This window comes from Arthrobacter sp. V1I7 (assembly GCF_030817015.1).
Taxonomy (GTDB): domain Bacteria; phylum Actinomycetota; class Actinomycetes; order Actinomycetales; family Micrococcaceae; genus Arthrobacter.
In genome coordinates this window covers 1165347-1190811 of sequence record NZ_JAUSYS010000001.1, presented here as the reverse complement: position 1 = coordinate 1190811, position 25465 = coordinate 1165347, and the positions used below count along the sequence as shown (strand labels likewise).

Here is a 25465-nt window from a genome sequence, read left to right as displayed (position 1 = left end):
TGTCACCGTACGCGGGGCACCCGAAACTGCGCCGCCCAGGGACTCGACCCCGCGAACAGGCTTCTGCTTGAGCCAGGGATTACCGGGCCCGGTCCCCAGCTTTACGCTTTCCTTCACGAGCAACACATTTCCGCCTTCCGTGCCTTCATCGTGCCGCGGCACAGCCGCCACCGTTACGGCGCCGCCCTCATTGCACCGCTGCCCGACCGCTGTTCTGGACTGTGGGTCCGGCCCGTCGTTCCAGGCCCGACCCCACTCAAAATCCGGCCGCGCGACGCGCCCGGAACCTGCCATTCACAACCACTCGCAACGGGCAAATATTCCGCAAAAGTGCAAGACTGGAACCGGTTCTCCCGCTTCGATTCCGCGGTTCGTCCATCCAGGAGGAAATTCATGTCCTTTGTCCGTTTTCTCGCCCGGCCCATGCTCGCCTCCAGTTTCGTCCTCGCGGGCATGGACAAGCTGAAGAACGCGGATGCCACTGCGGCACAACTGTCTCCCCTCCTGCGCGGCGCGGCTGCGTCGCTGCCCTTCCAGACTGACGAGAAGGTCCTCGCCCGCGTTCTCGGCGGCACCCAGGTCGGCGCCGGCGTCTGCCTCGCCCTGGGCAAGGCGTCGCGCCTGGCCGCCACTGTGCTGGCCGTGATCACGGCACTGAACGGCTACGTCGAGTGGCGCAGCGCTGACGGTTCCTCCAAGGAGGGCCGCGATTCCCGCCGCAAGCAGCTGCTCAAGAACGTCACGCTGACCGGCGGCGTCCTGCTCGCCTCCGTGGACACGAACGGAAAGCCCGGCCTGGCCTGGCGCGCGGAGCACCTCGCAGCCGATGCCAGGAAAAGCGCCGGACACCTCGCCTCGGACGTGAAGAAGACCACGGGCAAACAGTTGAAGAAGGCCGACAAAGCCGTCCGCAGGGCCGTAGACCACACGGCCGGAGCATAAGGAAACAATGACAGGCGCCACCCCCACAGCAGCTGCCCACCCCATCCCGGCCGGCGGGGCACCGCACTGGCGGGCTCCGCATGCCGGACGGCCCGTCGACGCGACAGTCACCGTTCCTGGGTCCAAGTCCCTGACCAACAGGTACCTGGTGCTCGCTGCCCTCGCGGACGGCCCCTCGCGCCTGCGGGCTCCGTTGCATTCCCGTGACTCGGCGCTGATGATCGAGGCGCTCCGCCAGCTCGGCGCCACCATTACCGAGGTTCCCGGCGACGGCATCTTTGGCCCGGACCTGGAAATCACACCGATCGGCCTGGATGCGCCGGCGTCCGCGTCCAGCATTGACTGCGGGCTCGCGGGCACCGTGATGCGCTTCGTCCCGCCGGTGGCGGCCCTGCGCCGCGGTGAGACGCTGTTCGACGGCGACCCGCAGGCCCGCAAGCGGCCGATGGGAACCATCATCGAGGCGCTGGCCGGCCTGGGCGTCGAGGTCAGGGCGCCGGACGGCGGTGCGGCGTCGTCCCTGCCTTTCACCGTCCACGGCACGGGCACCGTCCGCGGCGGCCATCTCATCATCGACGCCAGCGCTTCCTCGCAATTCGTCTCGGCCCTGTTGCTGGCCGGCGCCCGTTTCGCGGAGGGCCTCCACCTTGAACACGCGAGCGTGGAACACCCCGGCAGGCCCGTGCCGAGCCTTGACCACATCAACATGACGGTCGCGGTGCTGCGCACGGTCGGAGTCAACGTCGATGACTCCCGTCCCAACCACTGGGTTGTCTCCCCCGGCAGCATCCGTGCCTTCGACCACCGGATCGAACAGGACCTCTCCAACGCCGGCCCGTTCCTGGCGGCCGCGCTGGCAACCGGCGGCACCGTGCGGATCCCCAACTGGCCGGCCGAAACCACCCAGGTGGGCGATCTCTGGCGGAGCATCCTGACCACCATGGGAGCGGCCGTCACATTGGAGGACGGGATGCTGACCGTCACCGGCGGCCCGGAGATCACCGGCGGCGACTTCGATGAAACCAGCGAACTCGCGCCGACCGTCGCGGCCCTGTGCGCGCTGGCCAGCGGCCCGTCCCGACTGAGCGGCATTGCCCATCTCCGGGGGCACGAAACGGACCGGCTGGCTGCGCTCGTGGCCGAGATCAACCGCCTCGGCGGGGACGCCGAGGAAACCGGCGACGGGCTCATCATCCGCCCGGCCGCGCTGCACGGCGGTGTCGTCCACAGCTATGCCGACCACCGGATGGCCACTGCCGGGGCCATCCTGGGCCTGGCGGTACCCGGCGTCGAGGTCGAGGACATCGCCACCACGGCCAAGACCATGCCGGACTTCCCCCGGCTCTGGGAAGCCATGCTCGCCCAGGGCAGCGCCGACGAGGCGGGCCCGGCGGACCCCGCAGTGCCCGGCGCCCAGGAGAAGGACGCCGCCCGTGGCCCGCAGCACTGATTCCTGGGACGAATCGGACGTCCGGATCCGTCCCAACAAGAAGGGCACCCGGCCGCGCACCAAGGACCGTCCCAGCCATGACGACGCCGTCACCGGCCGGATCATCACCGTTGACCGGGGCCGTTACACCGCCATCGTTGACGAGGGCGCCGGATCGGAGCGGACCATCATCGCGGCCCGGGCCCGGGAGCTGCGCCGCAACCCCGTGGTGGCCGGCGACTTCGTCTCGCTCGTGGGTGATGTCACCGGTGAACCGGACACCCTGGCCCGGCTGGTGAAGATCCAGGACCGCAGGACGCTGCTGCGGCGCAGTGCCGATGACACCGACCCGATCGAACGCGCCGTCGTCGCCAACGCCGACCAGCTCGTGATCGTGGTGGCGGCCGCCAATCCCGAGCCGCGGACGGGGTTCATCGACCGTGCCCTCGTGGCGGCGTACGACGCCGGCATCGACCCGCTGCTGCTGGTGACCAAAGCCGACGTCAAGGATCCCGCCGAGCTGCTCGCCAACTACCGGCACCTGGACTTCCCGGTCATCATCAGCAAGACGGCGGATTCGGCCGCCTCCGGCATCGATGCACGCTCGGACGACGGGCTGTCCGCCCGGCTGGACAAGGACGCGGTGTCGCAGCTGCGCGGCCACCTCGACGGCAAGGTGACGGTCATGCTCGGCCACTCCGGCGTCGGCAAGTCCACCATGGTCAACGCCCTCACCGGTGCCGAGCGCGCCACCGGCGGCGTCAACGCGGTGACCGGCCGGGGCCGGCACACCTCCTCCTCGGCACTGGCGCTTAAGGTCAACGAGGCGCCGGCCGGCAGCTGGATCATCGACACTCCCGGTATCCGCTCCTTCGGCCTGGCGCATGTGGATCCGGACCGGATCCTGCGGTCCTTCCCGGACCTCGAGCCCGGCACCGACGCCTGTGAGCGGGGCTGCAAGCATGACGCCAGCGCCGTCAACTGCGGCGTGGACGCCTGGGTGACGGCAGGCCATGCGGGACCGTCCGGCCCGGCCCGGCTCGCCTCCCTGCGCCGCCTGCTGGGCACGGACCCGCGGATGGAAGCGCAGGACGTCAAGGAACTCGGCACCGTTTCCTGAGCCTCCGGGAACGTGGCCTCCCGGCGGGCCGCCCGCTTTGGCGGTAGCTTGGAACCATGAGCCAACCCGCTTCGAGCTATAACGATGACCTGCGCCTTGCCCATGTACTGGCAGATTCCGTAGATTCCCAGACCATGAGCCGCTTCAAGGCGCTCGACCTTCGGATTGAAACGAAGCCCGACCTGACCCCGGTCACCGATGCCGACAAGTCCGCCGAGGAAGCCATCCGCGGCCAGCTGTCCCGCTCCCGGCCGCGCGATGCCGTCCTCGGCGAGGAATTCGGCAGCTCCGGCCACGGCTCCCGGCGCTGGATCATCGACCCGATCGACGGGACCAAGAACTTCGTCCGGGGTGTCCCGGTCTGGGCCACCCTGATCGCCCTCGTGGACGAGGGCGAGCCGGTCGTCGGCGTCGTCAGCGCCCCGGCGCTGGGCAAGCGCTGGTGGGCGGCCAAGGGTGCGGGCGCCTACACCGGGCGTTCGCTCGCTTCCGCGACCCGGCTGAAAGTCTCCAACATCTCCGAGCTCTCGGACGCCTCGCTGTCCTACTCGAGCCTGGGCGGCTGGAAGGAACGCGGGAACCTCGACGAGTTCATCGGCCTGACCGAGGAAGTCTGGCGCACGCGCGCCTACGGCGACTTCTGGTCCTACTGCCTGGTGGCGGAGGGCGCCGTCGACATCGCCTGCGAGCCGGAACTGAACCTGTACGACATGGCAGCCCTGGTCCCGATCGTCACGGAAGCCGGCGGCCGCTTCACCTCCCTCGAGGGCGAGGACGGGCCCTTCGGCGGCAACGCCCTGGCGACCAACTCCATCCTGCACTCGGAGGTCCTCAAGCGGCTCAACCCGGGCCTCGACGACCTGCTGTAAGCCGAACCCCCGGCCGACGGCGGATGCTCCCAGGGCGGGGCAGCCGCCGTCGTTGTTTTCCTGGCCGGGCTCCCCGGCTGGCCCGGCTCCTCAAGGAATCCCCAAGCCTCCTGTATGACGCTGTCCACGGCGGCGGACTCACCGCCGGACTGCAGATAGTGGGGGCATCTGTTGGGAGGAGAGCAACCGTGCCTGAAACGTTTCTACCCGTGGATCCCGAACTCCGGAACTCCGCGGACTGCCCCGCTCTGCTGGTGCTCGTCGCGAAGTACCGTGACCTGGACATCGAATCCGCGGCCCGGCTGCACGCCGCTTCCGCCGAGCTCGCTCCGCACCTCCTGGCCAGCAGCGCCGCCATTTCCGGGTCCGTGGTCCTGTCCACCTGCAACCGTTTCGAAATCTACTGCGAGGTCCCGTCGTCGGCATATGCGGACACCGCCCGCGCCGAAGTGCTGGTCACTCTCTCCTTCTGCACCGGCCTGCCCGGTTCCCGGCTCGACTCCCTCTTCGAGCACGTCCAGGGTCCGTCGGCCACGGAGCATCTCTTCGCCGTTGCAGCCGGCCTGGATTCGGTTGTCGTGGGTGAGCGCGAAGTCGCCGGCCAGGTCCGGCGGTCCTTCGCCGATGCCCAGGCTGCGGGTACCGTCAGCGGGCGTCTGGGCCGGCTGTTCCAGGCGGCCTCCCGCACGGCCAAGGACGTGGGGGCCCAGACTTCGCTCCGCAGTGCCAGCAGGTCCATAGCGTCCGTGGCCCTGGACCTTGCCGCCGGATCCGGTCAGCCGGGCCCGGCCGATGTGTCCGTGGTCCTCTTCGGGACCGGAGCCTACGCCGCCTGTATCGCGGAGATTCTCAGGGGCCGGCAGTGTTCCGCCATCTCCGTTTTTTCCCAATCCGGCCGCGCGGATGCCTTTGTCGCTGCCCGGGGAGGGACCGCCCTTTCGGCCCTGCAGCTGCCATCGGCCGTGGCCCGTGCGGACCTCGTCATCGGCTGCAGCGGCACAGGGACGCGCATCGATTCCGCCTCGCTGCTGCGTTGGAGGGCGGACACGGCCCGTCCGCTCACCATCATCGATCTCGCCCCCAGTCATGATTTCGATCCGCGGGTGGCGGAGCTGCCAGGCATTGAACTCATTACGCTGGAATCGGTACAGCATGCGGCTCCCCCGGCGGACGCCGAGGTGCTTCGCCTCGCCCGCGCTTTGGTCCGGCAGGCCGCGCTGCGCTTCGAGGAACAGGAGGCGAGCCGGGTCGTCGACGCCGCCGTCGTCGCGCTGCGCCGGCACATCCACCGGGTCCTCGACCTCGAAATGGAGCGCGTCAGCAAACAACACGGCTGCGGCGCCTCAGCGGACGAGGTGAATTTTGCCCTGCGGCGCCTGGTCCGGCGTCTGCTCTATCTCCCCGCGGTCCGCGCCCGGGAACTGGCCACCGAGGGCCGTCAGGACGAATACGCCGCAGCCTTGGACGCCTTGTTCGGCCTCACGGTTCAGCTCGGCAGCCCGATGAGGCCCGTCGCCGTAGCCGGCGCTGCGCAACCGGCCCAGGTGCCGCCCGGGATGCAAAGGGCGTAACAAAACGCTTCACATTCCTGCCCGCCTTTTCTCCGGCGGCAGGGATGTCCTACGCTCGAAGCAGGTCACGAGTGCCAGCGCTAAACCCCGGTTTGCTGGCCGGCAACCCTCCATTCGCGGTGGGGTGCCCCGGGTGACGACCTGGCCGGTCCGGAACGGACCCGGCAAGCGCGGATCACCGGTGCACGGGATCCTTTTTCGAGCGAGGTCCCATGACTACTGCAACTTTTCCCGCCACCCCCGGTTTCGGCTCCGCGACGGAGGCGGCACTCAGCGACCGCTTCGCCGTTGCCGGCCAGCCGCTCGCCGCGGTCACCGGGGCGGAGATCCAGGCGCCGCTGATCCAGGGCGGCCACGTCCGCTACGCCAACCTGGACTACGGAGCCTCCGCCCCCGCCCTGTCCGTCGTGTCGGCCTACCTGAACGAGATCCTGCCGTACTACGCCAGCGTCCACCGCGGCGCCGGCTACGCCTCGCAGATCAGCACGTCGGTCTACGAGAACGCCCGCAACATCGTCCGTGAGTTTGTCAGCGGACGTGCCGACGACTCCGTGATCTTCACCCGCAACACCACCGACTCGCTGAACCTGCTGGCCGGCTGCCTGCCGGTCGAAAACGGCCGGCACACCGGCGAGGTCCTCTACCTCGATATCGAACACCACGCCAACCTGCTGCCATGGCAGACGGTGCCGCACCGCAGCGTCGTGGCCGCCCCCACGATTGCGGAGACCCTCGAAAAGCTGCGCGGGCAGCTCGCGGACGGCGGCGTCAGCCTGCTCGCCGTCACCGGCGCCTCCAACGTCACCGGAGAGATCCTGCCGGTCCGCGCCCTGGCCGCCCTGGCCCACGAGTACGGCGCCCGGATCGTCGTGGACGCCGCCCAGCTGGCCCCCGCACCGGCGCATCGACATCGCCGCCGACGACGTCGACTACCTCGCCTTTTCCGGCCACAAGCTCTACGCGCCGTTCGGTGCCGGCGTGCTGGTGGGCCGCCCCGACTGGCTGGACGCCGGCACCCCGCACCTGGCCGGCGGCGGCGCGGTCAGCGACGCCCGGCTCGACACCGTCAGCTGGACCACCGGCCCGGCGCGGCACGAGGGCGGTTCGCCCAACGTCCTCGGCGCCGCCGCCCTGGCCAAGGCCACCCAGGTCATCGCGGCCCTGGACCAGACACAGTGGCACGCCCACGAGAACGCAATCCGTTCCTTCCTCGTCGAGGGCCTTCGACGGATCGACGGCGTGACGGTGCACCAGATCTTCGCGGACACCGACGCTGAAGACCGCGGCCAGGGCGCCGGCACGATCGGCGTCGTCAACTTTTCGGTGGAAGGCTACGACGCCGGACTGGTGGCCGCGTACCTGTCCGCCGAACACGGCATCGGCCTGCGCGACGGCCGGTTCTGCGCCCACCCGCTGCTCAAGCGGCTGGGCCTGCCCTCCGGATCGCTGCGGGCCAGCTTCGGCGTCGGCTCGCGGCTCGAGGACGCGCAGCGGCTCCTGGCCGGAATCCAGGAGCTGCGGCAGACCGGCCTCGGCTGGGACTACGTCGTCGACGCGGGCCGCTGGGTTCCGTCGAATGACAACCGCAGCTACCCGCACTGGGCACCGAACACCCCGGGTACGGCCGGCGCCGCGCCGTGCGCCGAGGTGGACTAAGGCAGGAAACGCGGGCTGGTCCGCATGCGGTACATTCGAAAGGTACCCACCAGACCTTGCCCGAAGGAGATCGCACGTGGCACCCGGTGGCCTGAGACTGCACAGTGGCCCTAAACTGCACGGTGGCCCTAAACTGCACTCCGAGCGACGCCAGGAGCTCGGGCAGAGTTTCCAGGACGGCGGCGCGCACTACGAGCGCGCCCGGCCGGGCTATCCCGGCGAGTCGGCAGACTGGCTGATCCCCGCCGGCGCGAACGACGCAGCGGACATCGGGGCCGGGACGGGAAAGTTCACGGCCCTCCTGGTCGAACGCGGGCTGCACACTGTCGCCGTCGACCCTTCCGCCGACATGCTGGAGCAGCTCCGGCGGACGCTGCCGGGCGTGGCCGCCGTCGAAGGCACCGCCGAAGACACGGGGCTGGCCGCGGAAGCCTTCGACCTGGTGACCGTCGCGCAGGCCTGGCACTGGTGCGATCCGCTCCGCGCCAGCACCGAGACCGCCCGGATCCTCCGCCCGCACGGCGTCCTGGGGCTGGTCTGGAACCAGCTGGACACGTCCGTTCCGTGGGTTCACCGGCTCTCCCGGATCATGCACGCCGGCGACGTCCACAAACCCCACTTCAAGCCGCCCCTGGGGCCCGAGTTCACCGGCCTCGAGAGCCACCTGACCCGCTGGGAAGATCCGGTGACCACTGCCGACATTCTGGACCTGGCAAAGTCCCGGAGCTACTACCTTGCCGCCGGCGAGGCGACGCGGGCCAAGGTGCTGGCCAACCTCGGCTGGTACCTGCACGAGCACCTGGGCCACGCCCCCGACGAGGTGCTTCCGCTGCCCTACCGGACCCAGACCTGGCGGGCCCTCCGGGCCTGATCCGTGGCTGCCTGACGGTAGGCTTGTGGCTGTGAAGACCAGCCCGCCATCCTCCTCCATCGAGGACTATGTCAAGGTCATCTACTCCTTCACGGAGTGGCAGGACAAGCCCATCACCTCCTCGCAGCTGGCCCAACGGCTGGGCGTTGCCAATTCCTCGGTTTCCGAAATGGTCCGCAAGCTCAAGGACCAGGGCCTGGTCGACCACCAGCCCTACAGCGCGATCACGCTGACGGCCGACGGCGTCCGGCTGGCCCTGCTGATGGTCCGCCGTCACCGGCTGATCGAAACCTTCCTCGTCCAGGAGCTGGGCTACCGCTGGGACGAGGTCCACGATGAGGCCGAACTGCTGGAGCACGCGGTCTCGGACACCTTCATTGAACGCATGGCCGCCAAGCTGGGCAACCCGGTCCGGGACCCGCACGGCGACCCGATCCCTGCCGCTGACGGCTCGGTGTTGATGCCGGCGGCCCACCGGATGAACGAGCTGGACGACGGCCACACCGGCCGGATCACCAGGATCAGCGACGAGAACCCCGAGCTGCTGCGCTACCTTGCCGCCGAGGAAATCGACCTGGACGCCGCCATTGAGGTCATCGGCCGACGGCCGTTCGGCGGTGCGCTGGTCGTCCGCATCGGCTCCGGCACCGGCGGCCGTGAGGTCGACGTCGCCGAGGAGGTCGCTTCGGCACTGTGGGTCCACAGCGAGGTCGCCCATGCCGGCTGCAGCGTCGAAGAGCGCTGAATGCCCGGCACGCTGGGCGAGGCCAGGACAGGCAACCGTCCCGGCCTGCCAGACTGGCGGGCCTGGGTGGCCGTCGCGGCCGGCGGCCTGCTCGGAACGGAGCTGCGCTACGGTGCGGGCCTCGCCTTTCCTGAGACGGCAGGCGACGTACCGTGGACCACCCTGGTGATCAACGTCGCCGGCAGCTTCGTCCTCGCCACTCTCACCACCCTCTGGATCGCGCGGCCCAGGACCGCCTTCTGGCTCCGTGCCGGACTGGGACCCGGGCTGCTGGGTTCCTTCACCACCTTTTCGGCGGTCGTCTTCTCGGTGGACCAGCAGTTCCGCGGCGGATTGCACGGCACCTGGCTCGCCTATCTTGGGCTCTCCCTGGTGCTGGGACTCGGGGCCGCCGCGGCCGGTTGGAAGACCGGCAAGGCGCTCGCCGATCTGAGAGCCGGTGTCTGAATGATCACCGCGCTGCTGGTCGGCGGCTTCGGGGTGGCCGGCGCCCTGCTGCGGTTCGCCGTCGACTCCTGGTTCGCGCACCGACCCGGGCCGCGGCCGCACTGGCCCTGGGCAACCCTGACGGTGAACATCGCGGGATCCTTTCTCATCGGCGTCTCCCTCGGCGTGACGGACCGGCTGGGCCTGGGATCCGAATGGCACACCGCGCTCGCCGCCGGCCTCGCGGGCGGCCTGACCACCTTCAGTTCCTGGACCACCGCCACGGTGCGGCTGGTCAGCGAAACCCGCTACCGCGCCGCAGCGCTCAATGTCGCCGCCAATCTGCTGGCCGGTCTCGCGGCTGCCGCGCTCGGCCTCGCCCTGGCCGGTTAGCTCCGCCCGGGCCGTTGCCCAGCACCGGCCCAATCCAACGTCAGCATGGCAGAGGCGCGGCGCCGGGCTCCCCGCTCCCGTAAAGTTGAAGGATGGTTACCCGACGTGAAGCAGCCCAGATCCTCGATATTCCGCTGGAGATGGCGCACCGTCACGGCATCCCTTCCCGCCTCTCCGACGCCGAACTCGGCGAACTCCTGGACAACCCGCCGCAGTGGCTGGTCCAGTCGAAAGCCAACCGGACGGGCAAGCGCCCGGTCTGGGTCCAGCTGACCTGCGCCGTCTGCGGGTTCTCCGAAGCGGCCCGGCCGAAGAAGTGGTGGCCGGATTTCACCTACGTCTGCTGTTCCTACCATGCCCCCTATGAGGTTCCCGGCCTCGCCGCGGGCCTGGTCCGCAGCGAGTACGAGGGTGTGGGCAGCCGCTTCGTGGGCATCGTGGACGTCGCGGTGCCGGAGGCGTAACTTAAGAGCACGGGGCCGCCCGGCCCCTCCGCCTTAGGAGGGCGCAATGCCTGACAAAACGCCACACCAGAACCAGGCCAAGAAGCCGGTCAAGACGATCAAGGAAAAACGGGCCGTCAAGAAGTCCAAGCACGTCGCGGACACCCATGCCGACCCCGTGGCGCACATCAAGAAGCGCTGATTCACAACGGGCCGGTCCATGGCGGCCGGCCGCGGAAGCGCTGACCGACAACCGCACGAAGAACCAAAGGGCCGGAAGCAGAAGCTTCCGGCCCTTTGGTTTGAGCTCGACAAGGCACAGTCACGGCGTCGACATGGGGTGATCGATTTCCATGAACCAGGCCGGGTCCTCGTAGGCGGTCAAGAGCTCGGTGTTCCACAGTTTCACGATGCTGTCCCGCTGCTCATCATTCAACTGGGGAAGACGCCGGCGATGAAGCCCGAACATCGCGACCTTGTTGGATATTGCCGAGTTGACCAGCCGCATCACGTCTTTGTGGTCCTGAGGCCACTTGGTGAAGAGCGTGACTACCATTGGGGCGCTGTCCTCATACAAGCTCTCCTGGCCGGTCGCGACGAGATAGGCGCAGTAGAGGAAGAACTCGGTGGTCCCGGACAGCTCTTTCTCAAAGAGATCTTCAAAAGCCCTGCCGGCGTATTTGGACTCCAGCTCTGACATCATTCCCCGCACGAGTCCGGCATCCATGAGGTACGGGGTGACGGTGGGCATCGCGGACTCCGTGTATTCGCCGGCCCGGTCCTCTGCAGCGAAGGCGCCGAACGATTTCTTTATGTGGGAGTAGTAGATCTGGGGCGCAGCTCGACGGAAAGTCTTGATTGCCGTCTCGGTAAAGAAGTCCCGGACCAGCGTTCGGTGTACGAAGTGGTTTTTTGCATCCAGCAACAAGTAATAGCGGGCGGCCAAATGGTTCGCCACTACGAGCTTGAGGAGTTGCTGCCCCCGCCATCCTCTGGAGTTGTGGCCGGGCAGCAAGGTAGGAGCCTTGACGTAGTCGATTTTCGCCGCCAACCCGGGCGCGATGCGGGATTCAGTGTTGGTTTTCAGGAGCGCCTCCAGCTGGGCGTTGTTCTGTCCGTTCAACACAACGATGTATCGGCCGATACTTGAGTGGTCCAGGAGCCGGTCCACCGAGAGGATCTGGAGGACCGTAAGACGGACGTCTCCCTCGAAAGTGATGGTCACAAGGTCAACGTCCAGCGAGTTTCTGGGCATGGCCCGAGATTAGCAGCATCCACTGATGACGATAAATCAGGCCCTGCCCTGTTCCTTGCGGGGGACAGTTCCGCGCCCCGCCACGATTTTCAGTGCCGCTTCTCGCCAACAAAATGGGCGCTACCGCCAACAGGCAAAAAGAAAACCCCGGAATCACGGGGATTCCGGGGCTAACTCTTGTGGAGATGGGGGGAATTGAACCCCCGTCCGATGTCGTGTTGTCAGGGCTTCTCCGGGCGCAGTTTGCGTTGGATTTTCTCGGCCCCAGCCACGCTGCAAACAGCTGGCTGATCCGGGCCCAGTCATCTAAGAGTCCCGTTCACCCCGATGACGGGGGTAAACAGCAGTGGCTATCTAAATGACGCCAGGATCCGGGGCAATAGCAACCTCGGGCTGACGGACTGTCTTACTGCTTAGGCAGCAAGAGCGAAGTCAGTGCGTTTTGATTCGGCACTTATTGGTTTGCAGACAGCGTTTACGAGATAATTCTGCATCCTCGGCCCGCTTCACCTGTCGCGACTAACATCGTCGAAACCGATCATCCCCGTATTTTTTTATCAAACCGGCCAGGCGCCTCGTGGTCTCCTCGCGGATTCCCTCGGTTCCTTCCCGGACTATCAAGCATAACGTACGCCGCCCCCGAATCATTCCCACCGGTTCCGGCCGGCCTGGCCCGGGCCTGGATGGCGGTAGCGGGGCCGGCGTCAGCGGCGGTTCCGTTCGCGCATCACGCGCAGGGCCTCGCGCTTGTCCTGCTGCTCGCGGAGCGTCTGGCGCTTGTCGTATTCCTTCTTGCCGCGGGCGACGCCGATTTCGACCTTCGCGCGCCCGTCCAGGAAGTACAGCTGGAGCGGAACGATCGTGAAGCCGGACTCGCGGATCTTGTGCGAGATCTTGGTCAGTTCGTCGCGGTGCAGCAGCAGCTTCCGACGCCGGCGGGCGGCATGGTTGGTCCAGCTCCCCTGGTGGTACTCGGGGATGTGGATGCCCTCCATCCACAGCTCGTCGTTGTAGAAGGTGCAGAAGCCGTCGACCATGGAGGCATGGCCCTCGCGGAGGGACTTCACTTCCGTCCCCATCAGGGCGATCCCGGCCTCGTAGGTGTCGAGAATGTGGTAGTCGTGCCGGGCCTTGCGGTTGGTGGCCACTACCTTACGGCCACTTTCTTTAGGCACGGTAGAACTCCTTGGTTCGTGTTGTGGCCGGCTGCGCGCCAAGGGCCAGTGGGTCCGCCACCACTTCGGCGCGGCTTTCCTCCAGTTTACGGCAGAGCCGCGGTCCACCCGCGGCTCTTCGCTGCCGGCGGATCAGAGCAGGTTCATCGGATCGACGGCTCGGCCGTTGAGCCAGGTTTCGAAGTGCGAGTGGCAGCCCGTGGAGTTTCCGGTGGTACCGGAATAGGCGATGAGCTGGCCCTGGCTGACCTGCTGCCCGCGGGAGACCACCACACTTGAGTTGTGGTAGTAAATCGTGGTCAGCGAGTTGCCCTGGACGACGCCGTGCGAGATCTTCACGTTGTTGCCGCCGCCGTCGTTGGCCCAGCCCGCCGAGAAGACGGTACCGGCCACCGGCGCATAGACCGGGGTGCCGCAGGCGGCGCCGAAGTCGATGCCGGTGTGCATGTAGCCGCCCTGGCCGTAGAAGTCGACGGTGCCCGGCGGTGTCGCACGCCAGCCGAAGCCGGAGGTGATCCGGGTCCCGGCGAAGGGACTGCGGAGCCCGAACGCCGACGGCGGCCCCTGGGCCGGCGGGACGTACGGCTGGACTGCCTGTCCCCGGGTGCGGGCGGCTGCCGCGGCAGCTTCGGCAATACGCCGCTGCTCGGCCTCCCAGGCCTCGCGCAGCTTCCGGTCACGCTCGACAATTTCCGCGGCGACGGCGTCCTGCTGGGCCTTGACCTGGGCCAGCTGGCTCTGGATGCCCGGCTTGGCCGCCTGCAGTTCGGCGTCGAGCCGGGTGGTGTCCGCGATGAGCTTGTCCACCTGGGCCTTCTTGGCCTCGGCCTCGTCGCGGGCGGCCTGTTCCCGCGCCAGCGCGGCGTCGGCCTTGGCCTTCAGGTCCTGGATTTCGGCTTCAACGGCCTCGAGGCGGGCCTGGGCGTTGGTGTTCGTGGCGCTCTGCTGGGTGAGCTTGCCCATGGCCGCGTTCTGGCTGCGCATCGCCTGGTCGGCCAGGTCGATCGTGTCCGTCAGGCTGCCGTTGTTCGAGCCGAAGAACAGCGAGAGGTTGGACGGCACGCCGCCGGACTTGTAGGCCTGGGTGGCGATCTGCCCGATCAGCTTTTTGGTGTCCGCGATCTTTTGCTTGTCCGTCTCCAGCTGCTCGGTGATCTTGGCCTTGTTCTGCTGCGCGAGGTCCACCCGCGCCGCGAGGGCCTCGACTTCCCGGACGGCGCCGGCCACCCGGCCCTGCGCGTCGAGCAGGGCCTGCTGGGCACCGGGAAGCTGGCCCTGGTAGAGGACCAGGTCGCCCGCGGCCTGGGCAATGCGGGCGTCGACGAATTCGAGGGAATGCTGGACCTTTGCGGCTTCCTCCTGGAGGGCCGCCTGCTGGTCTTCGAGTTCGTCGGCGAAGGCCACCGGTGCCGAGGTGCCGAGGCTTGCCGCGAGGACCAGCGCCAGCGCGGCACTGATCATGCGGCTGCGGGCTGCGGCCGGACCCGGTCCGGCCTGGCCGAACCGCCGCGCCCGTCGATCCTTCGGGGTCATGTGGGATTCCGTTTCGTTGCGCACGCTAGACCCTCAGGTAACGGCGGAGGGTGATCAGTGAGGAGATACCGGCCAGGAGGACGCCCGTGCCGATCAGGGCCGGGGCCAGGATCAGTGTCTGGCCGGGTGAGATGAAGGCGGTGTCCGGGTACTGCTGGGACAGATAGTCGCCGAGGAAGAACTGCGCCACCGCCCAGAGCGTGGCCGAGGCCAGGGCCGCGCCGATCACGGCCGCGATCACGCCCTCTAGGATGAACGGCAGCTGGATCACCATCTTGGAGGCGCCTACGAGGCGCATGATGCCGGTTTCGCGGCGGCGGCTGAACGCGGACAGCCGGATGGTGGTGGCGATCAGCAGGATCGCGCAGACGATCATCACGCCGGCGATGCTGACCGCCACGAGGGAGGCGGCGTTCATCGCGGAGAACAGCCGTTCCAGCAGCTGGCGCTGGTCGATGACGGTCTCCACGCCGGCCTGCGAGGAGAAGGTCTCGCTGATGATCTGGTACTTCTCCGGGTCCTTCATGTTGATCCGGAACGACGCCGGCAGCTGGTCCGGCGTCACGGAATCGACGATCGGGGAATTGGAGAACTGTTCCTTGAAATGCTTGTAGGCGTCGTCCTTGGACTCGAACTGGAAGTCGTTGACGTACTGGGCCACCGCGGGCGATTCCAGCAGGGCGCGCAGGTTCTCCTGCTGCTCCGGGGTGACCGGGCCGGTCGCGCAGCCGGCCGCCGTCGAGCCGTCACTGCAGAGGAAGATCGCCACCTGGACCTTGTCGTACCAGTAGCCCTTCATCTGGTTGATCTGCAGCTGCAGCATGCCGGCGGCGCCGACGAAGGTCAGCGACACGAAGGTCACGAGGATGACGGAGACCACCATGGACAGGTTGCGGCGCAGGCCGCTGCCGATCTCGCCGAGGATGAACGCGAGCCTCACAGCTGGCCCTCCCCTGCGGCACGGGCTTCGGCGCGGGCGCCGCTGCGGCTGGAGGCGACGGAGCCCGTCACCGGTTCGGGGTCCCGGCCGCTGGCGTCCCGGAGCCGGCGCGACTGTCCCACGACCGGGACCATCGAGGTATAGAGGGCCCTGGCCTCGTCACGGATCACGACGCCGTTCTCCAGCTCGACGACGCGTTTGCGCATTTCGTTGACGATGTCGTCGTCGTGCGTGGCCATCACCACGGTGGTGCCGTTCTGGTTGATCTTGTCCAGCACGCCCATGATGCCCATGGAGGTGGTGGGGTCCAGGTTTCCGGTGGGCTCATCGGCCAGCAGGATTCCGGGGCGGTTGACGACGGCGCGCGCGATTGCCACGCGCTGCTGCTCGCCGCCGGAGAGTTCGTGCGGCAGGCGGTTCTCCTTGCCCTCCAGGCCGACGGTCTTCAGGACCTCGGGCACGGTGTCGCGGATGACGCTGCGGCTCTTGCCGATGACCTGCATGGCGAAGGCGACATTGGCGAACACGGTCTTTTGCGGCAGCAGCCGGAAGTCCTGGAACACGACGCCGATCCCGCGGCGGAGCCGCGGCACGCGCCAGCTGGAAATCTTCGCCACGTTCTGGCCGGCCACGTAGACGGCGCCGGCGGAGGCGCGGTCCTCCTTGAGGACCAGCCGGAGGAAGGTCGACTTGCCGGAACCCGAGGCTCCGACCAGGAAGGCGAATTCGCCGCGGTCGATCTCAAGGTTGATCGAATCCAGCGCGGGACGCGCCTTCTGGTCATAGACCTTGGTGACATTTTCGAATCGGATCATGGCCCTAAGTACCCTGCGGGGCGTGGCTCGTGGCCAGTCCTGCTGCCGGTGCGCGGGCTTTCGTTGGGGAGGCAGGGAGCTCCGGCTTCTCGACTATACGCACGGGCAAGTGCCGTTGGGCCGGAGCGTCGGGGTGTGTCGCGGGATTGCCGGGACACTGCCAGCCGGCCGGCCGGCCGGCGAGCCGCCCGGTCTAAAGCCGGAGCCTGCTACTTCTCGGCGTTCCGGTTGTCGGTCCGCCAGCGGATGCCCGCGTCGATGAAGTCGTCGATCTCGCCGTCGAACACGGCGGAGGTATTGCCCACCTCATGTTCGGTGCGGAGGTCCTTGACCATCTGGTAGGGGTTGAGCACGTAGGAGCGCATCTGGTCGCCCCAGGAGGCTTTCACGTCGCCGGCGAACGCCTTCTTTTCGGCGTCCTCCTGCTCCTTCTTGAGCAGCAGGAGGCGGGACTGCAGCACCCGCAGGGCCGCCGCACGGTTCTGCAGCTGGGACTTCTCGTTCTGCATGGACACCACCGTGCCGGTGGGGATGTGGGTCAGGCGCACGGCGGAGTCGGTGGTGTTGACGGACTGGCCGCCCGGGCCGGAGGAGCGGAACACATCGACGCGGATTTCGTTGTCCGGGATGTCGATGGAGTCGGTCTGTTCGATCAGCGGGATCACCTCGACGGCGGCGAAGGACGTCTGGCGGCGGCCCTGGTTGTCGAAGGGGCTGATCCGGACCAGGCGGTGGGTGCCGGCCTCGACGCTCAGGGTGCCGTAGGCGTAGGGCGCCTTGACCTCGAAGGTCGCGGATTTCAGCCCGGCCTCTTCGGCGTAGGAGGTGTCCATGATGGTGGTCGGGTAGCCGTGGCGTTCGGCCCAGCGCAGGTACATCCGCATCAGCATCTCGGCGAAGTCGGCGGCGTCCACGCCGCCGGCGCCGGCGCGGATGGTGACCACGGCTTCGCGGACATCGAATTCGCCGGAGAGCAGGGTGACCACTTCGAGGTCCTTCAGGGCTTTCCGGATCGATTCCAGCTCCGCGGCAGCCTCGCCCATGGAGGCGGCGTCGTCCTCGTCCTGGCCCAGCTCGACCAGGACCTCGAGGTCATCGATCCGGGAGACGAGCGAATCCAGGCGCGCCAGTTCGGACTGGCGGTGCGAGAGCCGGGAGGTGATCACCTGGGCGGCGGCGGGGTCGTCCCAGAGGTTGGGCTCGCCCGCGCGTTCGCTCAGCTCCGCGATGTCTTCCTTCAGCGCCTCGACATTCGAAACGTTTTCAATGGAGGCGTAGGTGGCGCGCAGCGCGCGGATTTCTGCGGGAAAATCGATGTTAGCCATGGTTTTTTAACCCTACGCTATCCGTGCTGGCCGGCCGACCCGGGCGGCGGCCGGCGGCATAGCCCGGCAGCCGGCGGGCCTCGCGCCGGCGGGCGGTGGGCTTCGCGCCGGGGGGCCTCGCGCCGGCGGGCGGTGGGCTTCGCGCCGGCGGGCGGTGGGCTTCGCGCCGGGGGGCCTCGCGCCCGGCGGGCGGTGGGCTTCGCGCCGGCGGGCGGTGGGCTTCGCGCCGGCGGGCCTCGCGCCGGCGGGCCTCGGCGACGGGACTCTAGCGGCTCAGCCGCGAGCGCGCCGTCGAACTTGCCTCCACCCGGATGCCGTCGGGGACCAGGAAGTTGACCACCGGCGGGTGGACCGCAACGCCCAGGGTCACGACGGCGGTGGCTCCGTCCGGGCTCCCCGTTCCGGGCTCGACGGCGAGGCCGTTGAACCGGGTGAAGGCACCGTTGCGCTCCAGATAGTCGACGGCGGCGCTCCTGACCCTTCGTCCGTCAAGAACAGCGGTGGGCGTTCCCGCGGAGCTGCCGAGCTGGCCCAGGGTGAAGCTGTCTGCCGCGGCCACCGAGGCTCCGTCGGCCAGCGAGAGCAGCTTCTTGTGTTCGAGATAGACGCTGGAAGCCGCCATCACGACGGTCGCGAGGAGCAGGGCGAGCAGGACGTAGCCGATGATGAGCACGATCATCTGGCCGTCCTCCCTCGGTGTTGGACGTCGCGGGCGCTGCCGCCTGCCGGCCGGTCCGGGACTCGCGGGCCGGCGGCTCACCGGAAGCGTCCGACCAGCTGGGTCGCCGAGGCGGTGAGCTGGCTCGCGTTGAGCTGAAGGGCTTCACTGAACGGAACAAAGGGCAGGGGCACGGTGAGCTGGACGGTGGCGGTGACGGCAGACCCGGCGGCAGTGCAGTCCGCCGGTTGGCAACTGGTGTCCAGCCTGGCGTTGGCCGGCTCATACCCGTGGTCAGCGAGCGCCAGCAGGACGGCCTGTTCCGCGGCGGCCCGGCCGCTCGCGGCGTCCGGCTGGGCCACGAAGACCTTGGCGGCCTGGTCCGCAGCGCCGACCACGGCGAAGGAACCTGCCTGGATCTGTCCGACGGTGATGATGAAGTAGACGAGCGGGACCATCAGCAGCAAGGACAGAAAGGTGAATTCCACTACCGCGCTCCCCTGCTCGGAGCCGTTGTCAGGGCCGGATGGCGGCATGCCCCCTCACCTCCAGGGTTTCGCGCGGCCCGATCAGGCCGATCACCGGCAGCGGGGCGCGGACGGTCACCTCCAGCGTAGGGATGCCCTGGTAGATGGTCTCAGTCGTGCTCACCTCGTTGGCGAAGCCGGGGCTGAGCGCCACACCGATCAGCTGGGCCGTCCGGTCGCCGGCATCCGCGGCGCTGCGGTCCGCGAGCGTGCCGTATCTGGCGCCGGAGGCCGCCGCGTCGATCAGGGTGTTCCGGACGTGGAGGACCAGGGTGAGCTGGATGATGGCCATAAAGAACAGCGTCAGCAGGCCGCCGACAAGGACGAAGTCCACCACGGCCGCGCCTCGTTCCTCGGCTTTGTGCCGAACGTTGCCCCGCCGGACGCAGCCCCAGCGTTCGCCGGGCACCGCCACGCGCTACTGCCCGACCTTGTCCATTGCCTGGTTGAACAGTCCCTCGAGTGCCGGCCCCGCGAGTGCAAGCAGTGCGGCGACGAGAACGGCCGACATCAAGGTGATCATCACCCATCCCGGCACGTCCCCGCGCTCATGGTGGTCCCGGTCAGGGGAACTCCGGTATGTTCGTCCCGCCGGGGCCGCGGGCCGCCGAAGGAGCGTGCTCAAGATGAAGATCGACAACGCCGTGCGGATACCGATGAATTTCACTGTGTCCCCTTTGTGTTTGTGGTCGGAGCTTTGTCCGCCCGTGGTCCTGTTCCTGCCGCTGTTTGGCCCGAGCTGTTTTTATCCGGGTTGTTTCCACCTACAGTCCGAGGCTGATGGCAGCCAGACCAGGGAACACGGCAAAGACGACCGTGAGCGGTAATACGCCAAAGACCAACGGCACCATCATTCCGATTTCCTTTTTTCCGGCCGATTCCATCAGCTCGCGTTTCGCGGTGTCCCTGACATCCTGCGCCTGCGCCCTCAGCACGTCGGCCAGCGGCGTACCGCGTTCGACGGCCACGATCATGCCATCCACGAATCGGATCAGCGGTCCCAGATCCGTCCTGGCTGAGAACTCCTGCAGGGCGTCGACCAGCGGAGTTCCCGCTCTGGTCTCGGCGAGAACGCGGGTGAATTCCTTCGACAACTCGCCCCGCGCGGTGCGGCAAACCCGATCCAGGGCGCCGGTGGCGCTCTCGCCCGCGCTGACGGCGAGCGCCATGAGTTCGGCGATGCTGGGGAATTCCGCCACCATGCGGGCTTCCCGCCTCTTGATCTGCACGGACAGCACGTAGTCCCTCAGCAGGTAGCCGCCGCCGGCACCGCCCAGGACGATCGCTACAGCAGCAGTGGGGCTGAACCGCCCGGAGGCGCCTGCAACCACCACCGCGCCGACAGCCAGGACAAAGCCGGTCGCGCCCCACAGCAGCTGTTCCGCCCGGAAGTCAACCGGCGGCTTGTTGGTCCCGGCCCGGGCCAGCCGGCGCGTCAAGGCCGAGGTGCCGGGGTTGATCCTGCCCAGTGAGGCGAGTGCGTCACGGAGTACAGGCCGCAGAATCCGCTCAAGTGGACCGAACGGCGTGACATTTCGCGGGACCTGCCGCAGGAGCCGCGATTCCAGGTTATGTGACTTCAACTGGGGCCCGATGCGCTCGGTGAAAGTGGTGGGCCGCATGAACGGCAGCCTCACGAGGACGAGCCAGAGTCCGGCGCCGAGGACCACTCCGCAAGCTGCGGCGGCGGCCATGAGCCCGCTCATCGCAGGACCCTCGCATCTTCCGGAAGCGCCCCGATACGAAGCATGACGGCATAGGAGATGAGGGAGACTGCGAGACCGCCCATCAGTACGCCGGCTCCGGCCGGCGTGTTGTACGCCGCGACGGCCTCAGGTCTGCTCGCCAACAGCACGAGCACGATCCACGGCGCGGCGACCGCGAGGCGGGCTGCATTGACTGTCCAGGACTGCCGGGCCTCCAATTCGCTGCGGGTGCGGGCGCTCTCCCTCAGGAATTCGGCAAGCGTTCCCAGCAGGCGGCCCAGGTCTGAGCCGCCCACTTCGCGGGTCAGCCGGAGGGCCTCGACAATTCTGTCCGCCACAGGGTCTGCCAGACGATCCTTCAGCCTGGTCAGCGACGGATCGAACTGGCCTCCCGAACGGTAATCGGAACCGAAGTCGCGGAATACGGGCCGGAGCTCCAGAGGGCCGTTGTCTCCGAGCTGGATGAGAGCCTCGGGCAACGACAGGCCGGCGCGGATGGCGGATCGCAGATGGTCAACGACGTCAGGCCAGAGCTGACGCAGGACGGCAGTACGTTTCCGGGCGCGCCAGCGAACGACGGCCAACGGCAACCAGGCGCCGAACAAGCCGAAGCAGCCCGAGATCGGCCAGGACCGGGTCAGCGCGAAGAAGACGATGATCGTAAAAGCTCCGACACCGAGACAGCTTGCCACCAGACCCGGTCCGGTGACCTTCTCGATCCCCGCCGTCAGCAAGAGATCCTCCAGCCGGCGGATGCGGGGGGCACGCTCGGCCGGTGGCGGCTGCTCCCAGGCGGACCACCAGATCAGCAGGAGCCCTGCGCCCGCGAGCACGCCCAGCAGCGGCGCCATCAGCGAGGCTCCAGCAACGCGGCGACGTCGTACCCGGACCGCGCGAATTTCTCCACCGCGGGCATGGAATTGGCTTTCGGCTGAAGCTGTCCGTCGGCCAGGGCAAACACCATGGAGGATTCAATGATGCCGTTTTCGACTCTGCGTCCGAGCGAAAGGATCTCCGTTACCTGCCGGCGGCCGTTGGCGTGCCTGCTGCAGTGCACCACCAGGTCGATACACGAGGCCACGGTGGGAACGACGAAAGCGCTGGAAATGTTCTCCCCGGCCAGCAACGGGAGCGTACACAGCTTCGTCACGGCGTCGTGGGCGGAATTGGCATGGATCGTGCACATCCCGGGCAGCCCGGAATTCAAGGCAATGAGCATGTCGAGGCTTTCGGCCTCCCTGACTTCGCCGACCACCAGCCGGTCCGGCCGCATGCGCAGGGCTTCCTTGACGAGCCGGCGCAGGGGAATCTCGCCTTCCCCCTCCAGGTTCGGTTGCCGGCACTGCAGACCCACAACGTCGCGAAGCGGAAACTGCAGTTCGAAGATTTCCTCCACCGTAATGACCCGCTCACGGGTGCCGATCCCGGCGGCGAGGCAGTTCAGCATCGTGGTCTTGCCTGCCTGGGTCGCGCCGGACACCAGGATGTTCAGGCCGCTGGCCACCGCCGCACCGAGAAAACGTGCCGCCTGCGGCGTGAGTGTTCCCAGCTCCACCAGGTGCTCGAGCCTGCTGGCTTTGACAATGAACTTGCGGATGTTAACGGCCCAGTACCGCCGGGTGATGTCCGGAATCACGACGTGGAGCCGCGATCCATCGGGAAGGGCGGCATCAACGAAGGGCGAGGACAGGTCGAGGCGCCGCCCCGAACTCTTAAGCATCCGCTCGACCAGGTCCCGGACCTGCTGGTCCGTGAGGGAGACGGAGGTAAGCTCCGATTCGCCGTTGCGGGCCACATAGACCTCATGCGGTGCGTTGAGCCAGACCTCCTCGATTCCGGGATCGTCCAGCAGCGGCTGCAACGCGCCGAAGCCAGCCACGGCGTCGAAGACGAATCGTCTGGCCGGTTCCAGCGGGCCGATCGGCGGCAACGGCGCCAGCAATGCCCGCTCGTCGTAATCGCTGACGGCCGCCTCCACGAGACGCCGGACTTCCCCGGCCTGCCGCAGCGGGTCCAGTCCGCGGCGTCTGATCAGCTCGCGGACTTCGTCCTCAACAATGCGTACAGCCTCCATGCGGGCCCCCAATAGGACTGCCAGCCTGCCGCAGAGGCAGGGCAATTGGGTTAAAACTAGGGGAGGGTCCGGCGTTGTACAAGGTTGCAGCATGCTGTGTGGAAAACTCATGGGGACCCGGTTTGTCGCAGAACGGCGCTTTGGCAATTCCAAGTAGTCTTATCTGTGGCGGATCGGGGGTCCGCCGTGTGCTGGCGTCGCCGAGTAGGGCGGACGCCGCGACCGAAAGGCTTTTTTCATTGAAACACCGCGGCATCAGGTCCCTGGCAGCGCTCGCCGCAGCCTCAGCAGTACTGGTGGCCTGCTCCCCGGCCTCGGACGGAAGCCAGATCCGTGGCTCCATCACAGCCGTCGGGACCGGGATCCAGAGCGCGGCCATCGCCGCCTGGCGCAACGGCTGGGTCAAGGACTTCCCGGACACCTCCCTGAGCTTCTCGCCGGACGGCGCCAGCGTCGGCATCAAGGCCCTCCAGGCCGGGCAGGCGCACTTTGCTGCCGTCGACGGTCCGCTGAGCGCCGCCGACGCCGAGGCGGCCAGGCAGTCCTGCGGCCCCGACGGAGCCTTCTCGGTGCCCGTCGCCGTCGTGCCGGTCGGCGTCGCCTTCAACCTGCCCTTGGTCAAGAACCTCAAGCTCTCCCCCGACGTCCTCGCCGCCATCTACTCCGGCGACATCACCGCCTGGGACGACGCCGAGATCGAACGCCTCAACCCGGAGGCCGACCTGCCGGACACGGAAATCGTTCCGCTCCGGGCCGCCGAAAAGTCGGCGCTGACCGCCGCCACCACGGCCTACCTCCAGCGCGGCGGCTGGGAAGACGCCGGGAACACCTGGCCCGAGTCGACCGCCGGCGAAGAGGTCCCCCGCTACACCGACCTCGGCAATGAGGTCGACGACACCGCCGGCTCGATCGCCTTCATGGACAAGGCCGCCATCGGGACCCGCTTCGACACGGCCCTGCTGGACTTCGGCCGGGGCTTCGTCCGGATCAACGAAGACACCCTGGGCCTGTCCATTGCAGCCGGCTCCACGGCCACCGGCCCCGGGGGAAGCGTGGTGTTCACCACCCCGGAGGCGCCGGCACCAGGCTACGGCCTCACCACCGTGACGTACCAGGCCTTCTGCAGCGAATACCAGAACGAGCCGCTGGCCCGGCTCGTCCGCTCCTGGGGCGAATTCGTCCTCGGCGACGGCGGCCAGGGGAACTCGAGCTACTTCGCCGGGGTCTCGACCCCAGGCAAGGACGCATTGGAGCAATCCAGGCGCCGGATCGCAGAAATCACGGCGGCCCGATGAGCCGCCAGACCAGGCTGTTCGGACGCCGGCCGGCAGCAGCGCAACGAAAGGCCGCCATGACACGGATCATTCCGGGATCCCCCGCCGACCAGACGCAGCGCACGCGTTCCGCCGCGGGCATCTTCGGCCGGATCTTCCTCCTGCTCTCGGCCGTCACGGTGCTCTGGTCCCTCGCCACGCCCCTCATGGCCTACCCCGACGAACCCGTCCACACGGTCAAGGCCGCAGCCGTGGCGAGGGGACAGATCCTGCCGGCTCCGGGAACCTCGTTCGGCCACGGGGTGCACGTCCAGGTGCCCTCCTACATCGCCAACCTGCAGGCGCAGACCTGTTTCACCTTCCAGCGCGAGAAAACCGCCGAGTGCGCCCCGGACGTCGCCGCCGATGACAACTACCTGACCCTCGGAGTGACCTCCGCCGGACTCTACAACCCCATGTACTACTGGATCGTCGGGTTCCCCAGCCTTGTCATGTCCGGCGCGCCGGCGATCTTTGCGATGCGGATCTTCAGCGCACTCATTTCGGCGGCGTTCTACGCGGCCGGCTTTACCGCCCTGAGCCGCCTGCGGCACCCCAAGTGGCCGATTGCCGCCGCCGCAGTGGCGATGACCCCCATGGTCTTCTTCCTCTCCAGCGGCATCAACCCCAACTCGCTGGAAGTCGCGGCCACCATGGCCGCGTTCTGCGGGTTCCTCGTGGTGCTGGAGAACTCCGGCCAGCTCAGGGTGGTCCGGCCCGCTGTCATTGCGGTGGCGGTCTCCTGCGCGGCGCTGGCCAATACCCGCAGCGTCTCCCTCGTCTGGCTGCTCTGCGCCTTCATCGTCGCGGGCCTCTGTTACCGCTGGAATGACTTCACCGCGCTGTTCCGCAACAAGGCAGTGGTCCTCGCGATTGCACTGGCTGCGGTGGGCGTGGCCCTGGGCCTGGTCTGGAACGTGCTCATGCTCAACGCGCCGCCTTCGGCCGGAGAGGCGCCGACGGGCATCTCCAACGCGACGGGCGAAATCCGCCCCTACAACGCCTTCCTGACCATGCTGGACCGCAGCTTCGACTACGTGGCCCAATACATCGGCGTGATGGGCTGGCTCGAGTCAGCCCTCCCCCAGGCCGTCTACATGTTCTGGAGCATGCTGCTGGTCCTGGTCCTGCTGCTGGTCTTCCTGGTCCGTCATTGGCGCCTACAGATGGCGTTCCTGGCCGCCGTCGCCATGCTGGTCCTGGTTCCCGCCGTCATGCAGGCGGCCCTGGTGTCCAGCGTCGGCTTCATCTGGCAGGGCCGCTACAGCATGCCGCTGTTCCTGATCGCCGTCATCGCCGCCGGCATGTGTTTCCGGTTCCGGCGCTTCCCGCGGGGCCGGTCCTCGGAGTCGCTGGCACGGCTTCTGCTGGTGGCCGCCATCGTGGCCCACGTGTACGGCTTCCTCTACGTCCTCCGCCGTTATGTGGTCGGCATTCCCGATGCCGGCAACTGGCAGACCATGATCACCGTTCCCGGCTGGCAGCCGCCGGGAAGCTGGGAGGTCCTGACCCTGGCCTACGCCGCCGCGGTGATCGTCGCGGCCGTCATGCTCTTCGGCTACCTCTATCCCGGCCGGACGTTCGTCCGGGTCCCGGCAGTATTGTCGCGGTTCCGCCGTCCGCGCTTCCGCCCGTCCCGGGCGCTCCGGAGCTGAACGGCCCCCGCCAAATCACAGCCG

At 67.9% G+C, this 25465-nt stretch carries 26 protein-coding genes, 1 other RNA gene, 1 pseudogene and 1 riboswitch; of the genes and pseudogenes, 14 read left to right on the top strand and 14 right to left on the bottom strand.

Translation table 11 applies throughout. The features are described 5' to 3' along the window. Positions 1-393 precede the first annotated feature (393 nt). The 12 genes and pseudogenes from QFZ69_RS05625 to QFZ69_RS05570 all read left to right on the top strand — a co-directional run bounded on the left by QFZ69_RS05625 (position 394) and on the right by QFZ69_RS05570 (position 10667). Complete coding sequence (locus QFZ69_RS05625) at positions 394-942, top strand: DoxX family protein (RefSeq protein WP_306916234.1); 549 nt, start codon at positions 394-396, stop codon at positions 940-942. Positions 943-949: 7 nt separating this feature from the next. Continuing rightward, the gene (aroA, locus tag QFZ69_RS05620) at positions 950-2392 is read left to right on the top strand and encodes a 3-phosphoshikimate 1-carboxyvinyltransferase (RefSeq protein WP_306916231.1); all 1443 of its coding nucleotides are present in this window, start codon (positions 950-952) and stop codon (positions 2390-2392) included. After that, positions 2376-3491: a ribosome small subunit-dependent GTPase A gene (locus QFZ69_RS05615; protein WP_306916229.1), complete on the top strand. Its 1116-nt coding sequence runs from the start codon at positions 2376-2378 to the stop codon at positions 3489-3491. Before aroA ends, QFZ69_RS05615 begins: the two co-directional genes overlap by 17 nt. A gap of 56 nt (positions 3492-3547) precedes the next feature. Further along, positions 3548-4360 carry a histidinol-phosphatase gene (gene hisN / locus QFZ69_RS05610; protein ID WP_264354456.1) on the top strand — a complete coding sequence of 271 codons (813 nt, stop codon included), beginning with the start codon at positions 3548-3550 and terminating at the stop codon, positions 4358-4360. Positions 4361-4548: 188 nt separating this feature from the next. Then, entirely contained in the window at positions 4549-5931 is a 1383-nt protein-coding gene (locus tag QFZ69_RS05605) for a glutamyl-tRNA reductase (protein ID WP_306916227.1), read from the top strand. A gap of 63 nt (positions 5932-5994) precedes the next feature. After that, positions 5995-6108: riboswitch (SAM riboswitch) on the top strand. 35 nt (positions 6109-6143) lie between these two features. Continuing rightward, positions 6144-7587, top strand: a pseudogene (locus QFZ69_RS05600) (aminotransferase class V-fold PLP-dependent enzyme). A 76-nt stretch (positions 7588-7663) separates the two neighbouring features. Beyond that, positions 7664-8458, top strand: a complete 795-nt coding sequence (locus QFZ69_RS05595) for a class I SAM-dependent methyltransferase (RefSeq protein ID WP_306916222.1) — start codon at positions 7664-7666, stop codon at positions 8456-8458. Positions 8459-8489: 31 nt separating this feature from the next. Beyond that, positions 8490-9203, top strand: a complete 714-nt coding sequence (locus QFZ69_RS05590; protein WP_306916220.1) for a metal-dependent transcriptional regulator — start codon at positions 8490-8492, stop codon at positions 9201-9203. Further along, on the top strand, positions 9204-9650 hold the full coding sequence (locus QFZ69_RS05585; RefSeq protein WP_306916218.1) for a CrcB family protein: 447 nt from the start codon (positions 9204-9206) through the stop codon (positions 9648-9650). Next, positions 9651-10022, top strand: a complete 372-nt coding sequence (locus QFZ69_RS05580) for a CrcB family protein (protein ID WP_306916216.1) — start codon at positions 9651-9653, stop codon at positions 10020-10022. 92 nt (positions 10023-10114) lie between these two features. Beyond that, entirely contained in the window at positions 10115-10486 is a 372-nt protein-coding gene (locus QFZ69_RS05575) for a hypothetical protein (RefSeq protein WP_306916215.1), read from the top strand. Positions 10487-10532: 46 nt separating this feature from the next. Continuing rightward, entirely contained in the window at positions 10533-10667 is a 135-nt protein-coding gene (locus QFZ69_RS05570) for a hypothetical protein (RefSeq protein WP_306916213.1), read from the top strand. Positions 10668-10787: 120 nt separating this feature from the next. On the opposite strand, the gene QFZ69_RS05565 is transcribed toward QFZ69_RS05570, so the two are convergent. The 14 genes from QFZ69_RS05565 to QFZ69_RS05500 all read right to left on the bottom strand — a co-directional run bounded on the left by QFZ69_RS05565 (position 10788) and on the right by QFZ69_RS05500 (position 22473). Continuing rightward, a complete protein-coding gene (locus tag QFZ69_RS05565) occupies positions 10788-11720 on the bottom strand; it encodes a DUF6492 family protein (RefSeq protein ID WP_306916211.1) in 933 nt (310 codons plus the stop codon). A 177-nt stretch (positions 11721-11897) separates the two neighbouring features. Beyond that, positions 11898-12266: a transfer-messenger RNA gene (gene ssrA / locus QFZ69_RS05560) on the bottom strand. 158 nt (positions 12267-12424) lie between these two features. Continuing rightward, the gene (smpB, locus tag QFZ69_RS05555; RefSeq protein WP_024367797.1) at positions 12425-12895 is read right to left on the bottom strand and encodes an SsrA-binding protein SmpB; all 471 of its coding nucleotides are present in this window, start codon (positions 12893-12895) and stop codon (positions 12425-12427) included. Between the two features lie 132 nt (positions 12896-13027). Then, on the bottom strand, positions 13028-14428 hold the full coding sequence (locus tag QFZ69_RS05550) for a peptidoglycan DD-metalloendopeptidase family protein (RefSeq protein ID WP_306916208.1): 1401 nt from the start codon (positions 14426-14428) through the stop codon (positions 13028-13030). A gap of 25 nt (positions 14429-14453) precedes the next feature. After that, a complete protein-coding gene (ftsX, locus tag QFZ69_RS05545) occupies positions 14454-15368 on the bottom strand; it encodes a permease-like cell division protein FtsX (protein WP_306916206.1) in 915 nt (304 codons plus the stop codon). Further along, on the bottom strand, positions 15365-16183 hold the full coding sequence (gene ftsE, locus QFZ69_RS05540) for a cell division ATP-binding protein FtsE (RefSeq protein WP_306916203.1): 819 nt from the start codon (positions 16181-16183) through the stop codon (positions 15365-15367). Before ftsE ends, ftsX begins: the two co-directional genes overlap by 4 nt. A gap of 209 nt (positions 16184-16392) precedes the next feature. After that, positions 16393-17508, bottom strand: coding sequence for a peptide chain release factor 2 (gene prfB / locus QFZ69_RS05535; RefSeq protein WP_306916201.1), 1116 nt, complete (start codon positions 17506-17508; stop codon positions 16393-16395). 265 nt (positions 17509-17773) lie between these two features. Then, positions 17774-18187 carry a pilus assembly protein TadG-related protein gene (locus QFZ69_RS05530; RefSeq protein WP_306916199.1) on the bottom strand — a complete coding sequence of 138 codons (414 nt, stop codon included), beginning with the start codon at positions 18185-18187 and terminating at the stop codon, positions 17774-17776. Positions 18188-18264: 77 nt separating this feature from the next. Beyond that, positions 18265-18702 carry a hypothetical protein gene (locus tag QFZ69_RS05525; RefSeq protein WP_306999964.1) on the bottom strand — a complete coding sequence of 146 codons (438 nt, stop codon included), beginning with the start codon at positions 18700-18702 and terminating at the stop codon, positions 18265-18267. Next, positions 18683-19102, bottom strand: coding sequence for a TadE/TadG family type IV pilus assembly protein (locus tag QFZ69_RS05520; protein WP_306916196.1), 420 nt, complete (start codon positions 19100-19102; stop codon positions 18683-18685). Before QFZ69_RS05520 ends, QFZ69_RS05525 begins: the two co-directional genes overlap by 20 nt. 9 nt (positions 19103-19111) lie before the next feature. Further along, a complete protein-coding gene (locus QFZ69_RS05515; RefSeq protein ID WP_373461800.1) occupies positions 19112-19360 on the bottom strand; it encodes a hypothetical protein in 249 nt (82 codons plus the stop codon). 97 nt (positions 19361-19457) lie between these two features. Next, a complete protein-coding gene (locus tag QFZ69_RS05510; RefSeq protein WP_306916194.1) occupies positions 19458-20399 on the bottom strand; it encodes a type II secretion system F family protein in 942 nt (313 codons plus the stop codon). Beyond that, positions 20396-21250: a type II secretion system F family protein gene (locus tag QFZ69_RS05505; RefSeq protein WP_306916192.1), complete on the bottom strand. Its 855-nt coding sequence runs from the start codon at positions 21248-21250 to the stop codon at positions 20396-20398. The genes QFZ69_RS05510 and QFZ69_RS05505 overlap by 4 nt, the downstream gene beginning before the upstream one ends. Continuing rightward, positions 21250-22473, bottom strand: a complete 1224-nt coding sequence (locus tag QFZ69_RS05500) for a CpaF family protein (protein ID WP_306916190.1) — start codon at positions 22471-22473, stop codon at positions 21250-21252. The genes QFZ69_RS05505 and QFZ69_RS05500 overlap by 1 nt, the downstream gene beginning before the upstream one ends. 239 nt (positions 22474-22712) lie before the next feature. Between QFZ69_RS05500 and QFZ69_RS05495 the strand changes: the two genes are divergently transcribed. Together QFZ69_RS05495 and QFZ69_RS05490 are read left to right on the top strand one after the other, a co-directional pair. Then, on the top strand, positions 22713-23768 hold the full coding sequence (locus tag QFZ69_RS05495; RefSeq protein WP_306916188.1) for a substrate-binding domain-containing protein: 1056 nt from the start codon (positions 22713-22715) through the stop codon (positions 23766-23768). Beyond that, positions 23765-25441: a DUF2142 domain-containing protein gene (locus QFZ69_RS05490; protein ID WP_306916187.1), complete on the top strand. Its 1677-nt coding sequence runs from the start codon at positions 23765-23767 to the stop codon at positions 25439-25441. The genes QFZ69_RS05495 and QFZ69_RS05490 overlap by 4 nt, the downstream gene beginning before the upstream one ends. The last annotated feature ends 24 nt before the right edge of the window (positions 25442-25465 follow it).

Coding starts and splice junctions, on each gene's coding strand:
- QFZ69_RS05500 (WP_306916190.1), bottom strand. CDS start 22,473: ATGGAGGCTGTACGCATTGTTGAGGACGAAGTCCGCGAGCTGATCAGA.
- hisN (WP_264354456.1), top strand. CDS start 3,548: ATGAGCCAACCCGCTTCGAGCTATAACGATGACCTGCGCCTTGCCCAT.
- QFZ69_RS05580 (WP_306916216.1), top strand. CDS start 9,651: ATGATCACCGCGCTGCTGGTCGGCGGCTTCGGGGTGGCCGGCGCCCTG.
- QFZ69_RS05585 (WP_306916218.1), top strand. CDS start 9,204: ATGCCCGGCACGCTGGGCGAGGCCAGGACAGGCAACCGTCCCGGCCTG.
- ftsE (WP_306916203.1), bottom strand. CDS start 16,183: ATGATCCGATTCGAAAATGTCACCAAGGTCTATGACCAGAAGGCGCGT.
- QFZ69_RS05565 (WP_306916211.1), bottom strand. CDS start 11,720: ATGCCCAGAAACTCGCTGGACGTTGACCTTGTGACCATCACTTTCGAG.
- QFZ69_RS05530 (WP_306916199.1), bottom strand. CDS start 18,187: ATGATCGTGCTCATCATCGGCTACGTCCTGCTCGCCCTGCTCCTCGCG.
- QFZ69_RS05570 (WP_306916213.1), top strand. CDS start 10,533: ATGCCTGACAAAACGCCACACCAGAACCAGGCCAAGAAGCCGGTCAAG.
- QFZ69_RS05525 (WP_306999964.1), bottom strand. CDS start 18,702: ATGCCGCCATCCGGCCCTGACAACGGCTCCGAGCAGGGGAGCGCGGTA.
- prfB (WP_306916201.1), bottom strand. CDS start 17,508: ATGGCTAACATCGATTTTCCCGCAGAAATCCGCGCGCTGCGCGCCACC.
- QFZ69_RS05625 (WP_306916234.1), top strand. CDS start 394: ATGTCCTTTGTCCGTTTTCTCGCCCGGCCCATGCTCGCCTCCAGTTTC.
- QFZ69_RS05505 (WP_306916192.1), bottom strand. CDS start 21,250: ATGGCGCCGCTGCTGGGCGTGCTCGCGGGCGCAGGGCTCCTGCTGATC.
- aroA (WP_306916231.1), top strand. CDS start 950: ATGACAGGCGCCACCCCCACAGCAGCTGCCCACCCCATCCCGGCCGGC.
- QFZ69_RS05550 (WP_306916208.1), bottom strand. CDS start 14,428: ATGACCCCGAAGGATCGACGGGCGCGGCGGTTCGGCCAGGCCGGACCG.
- QFZ69_RS05490 (WP_306916187.1), top strand. CDS start 23,765: ATGAGCCGCCAGACCAGGCTGTTCGGACGCCGGCCGGCAGCAGCGCAA.
- QFZ69_RS05510 (WP_306916194.1), bottom strand. CDS start 20,399: ATGAGCGGGCTCATGGCCGCCGCCGCAGCTTGCGGAGTGGTCCTCGGC.
- QFZ69_RS05575 (WP_306916215.1), top strand. CDS start 10,115: ATGGTTACCCGACGTGAAGCAGCCCAGATCCTCGATATTCCGCTGGAG.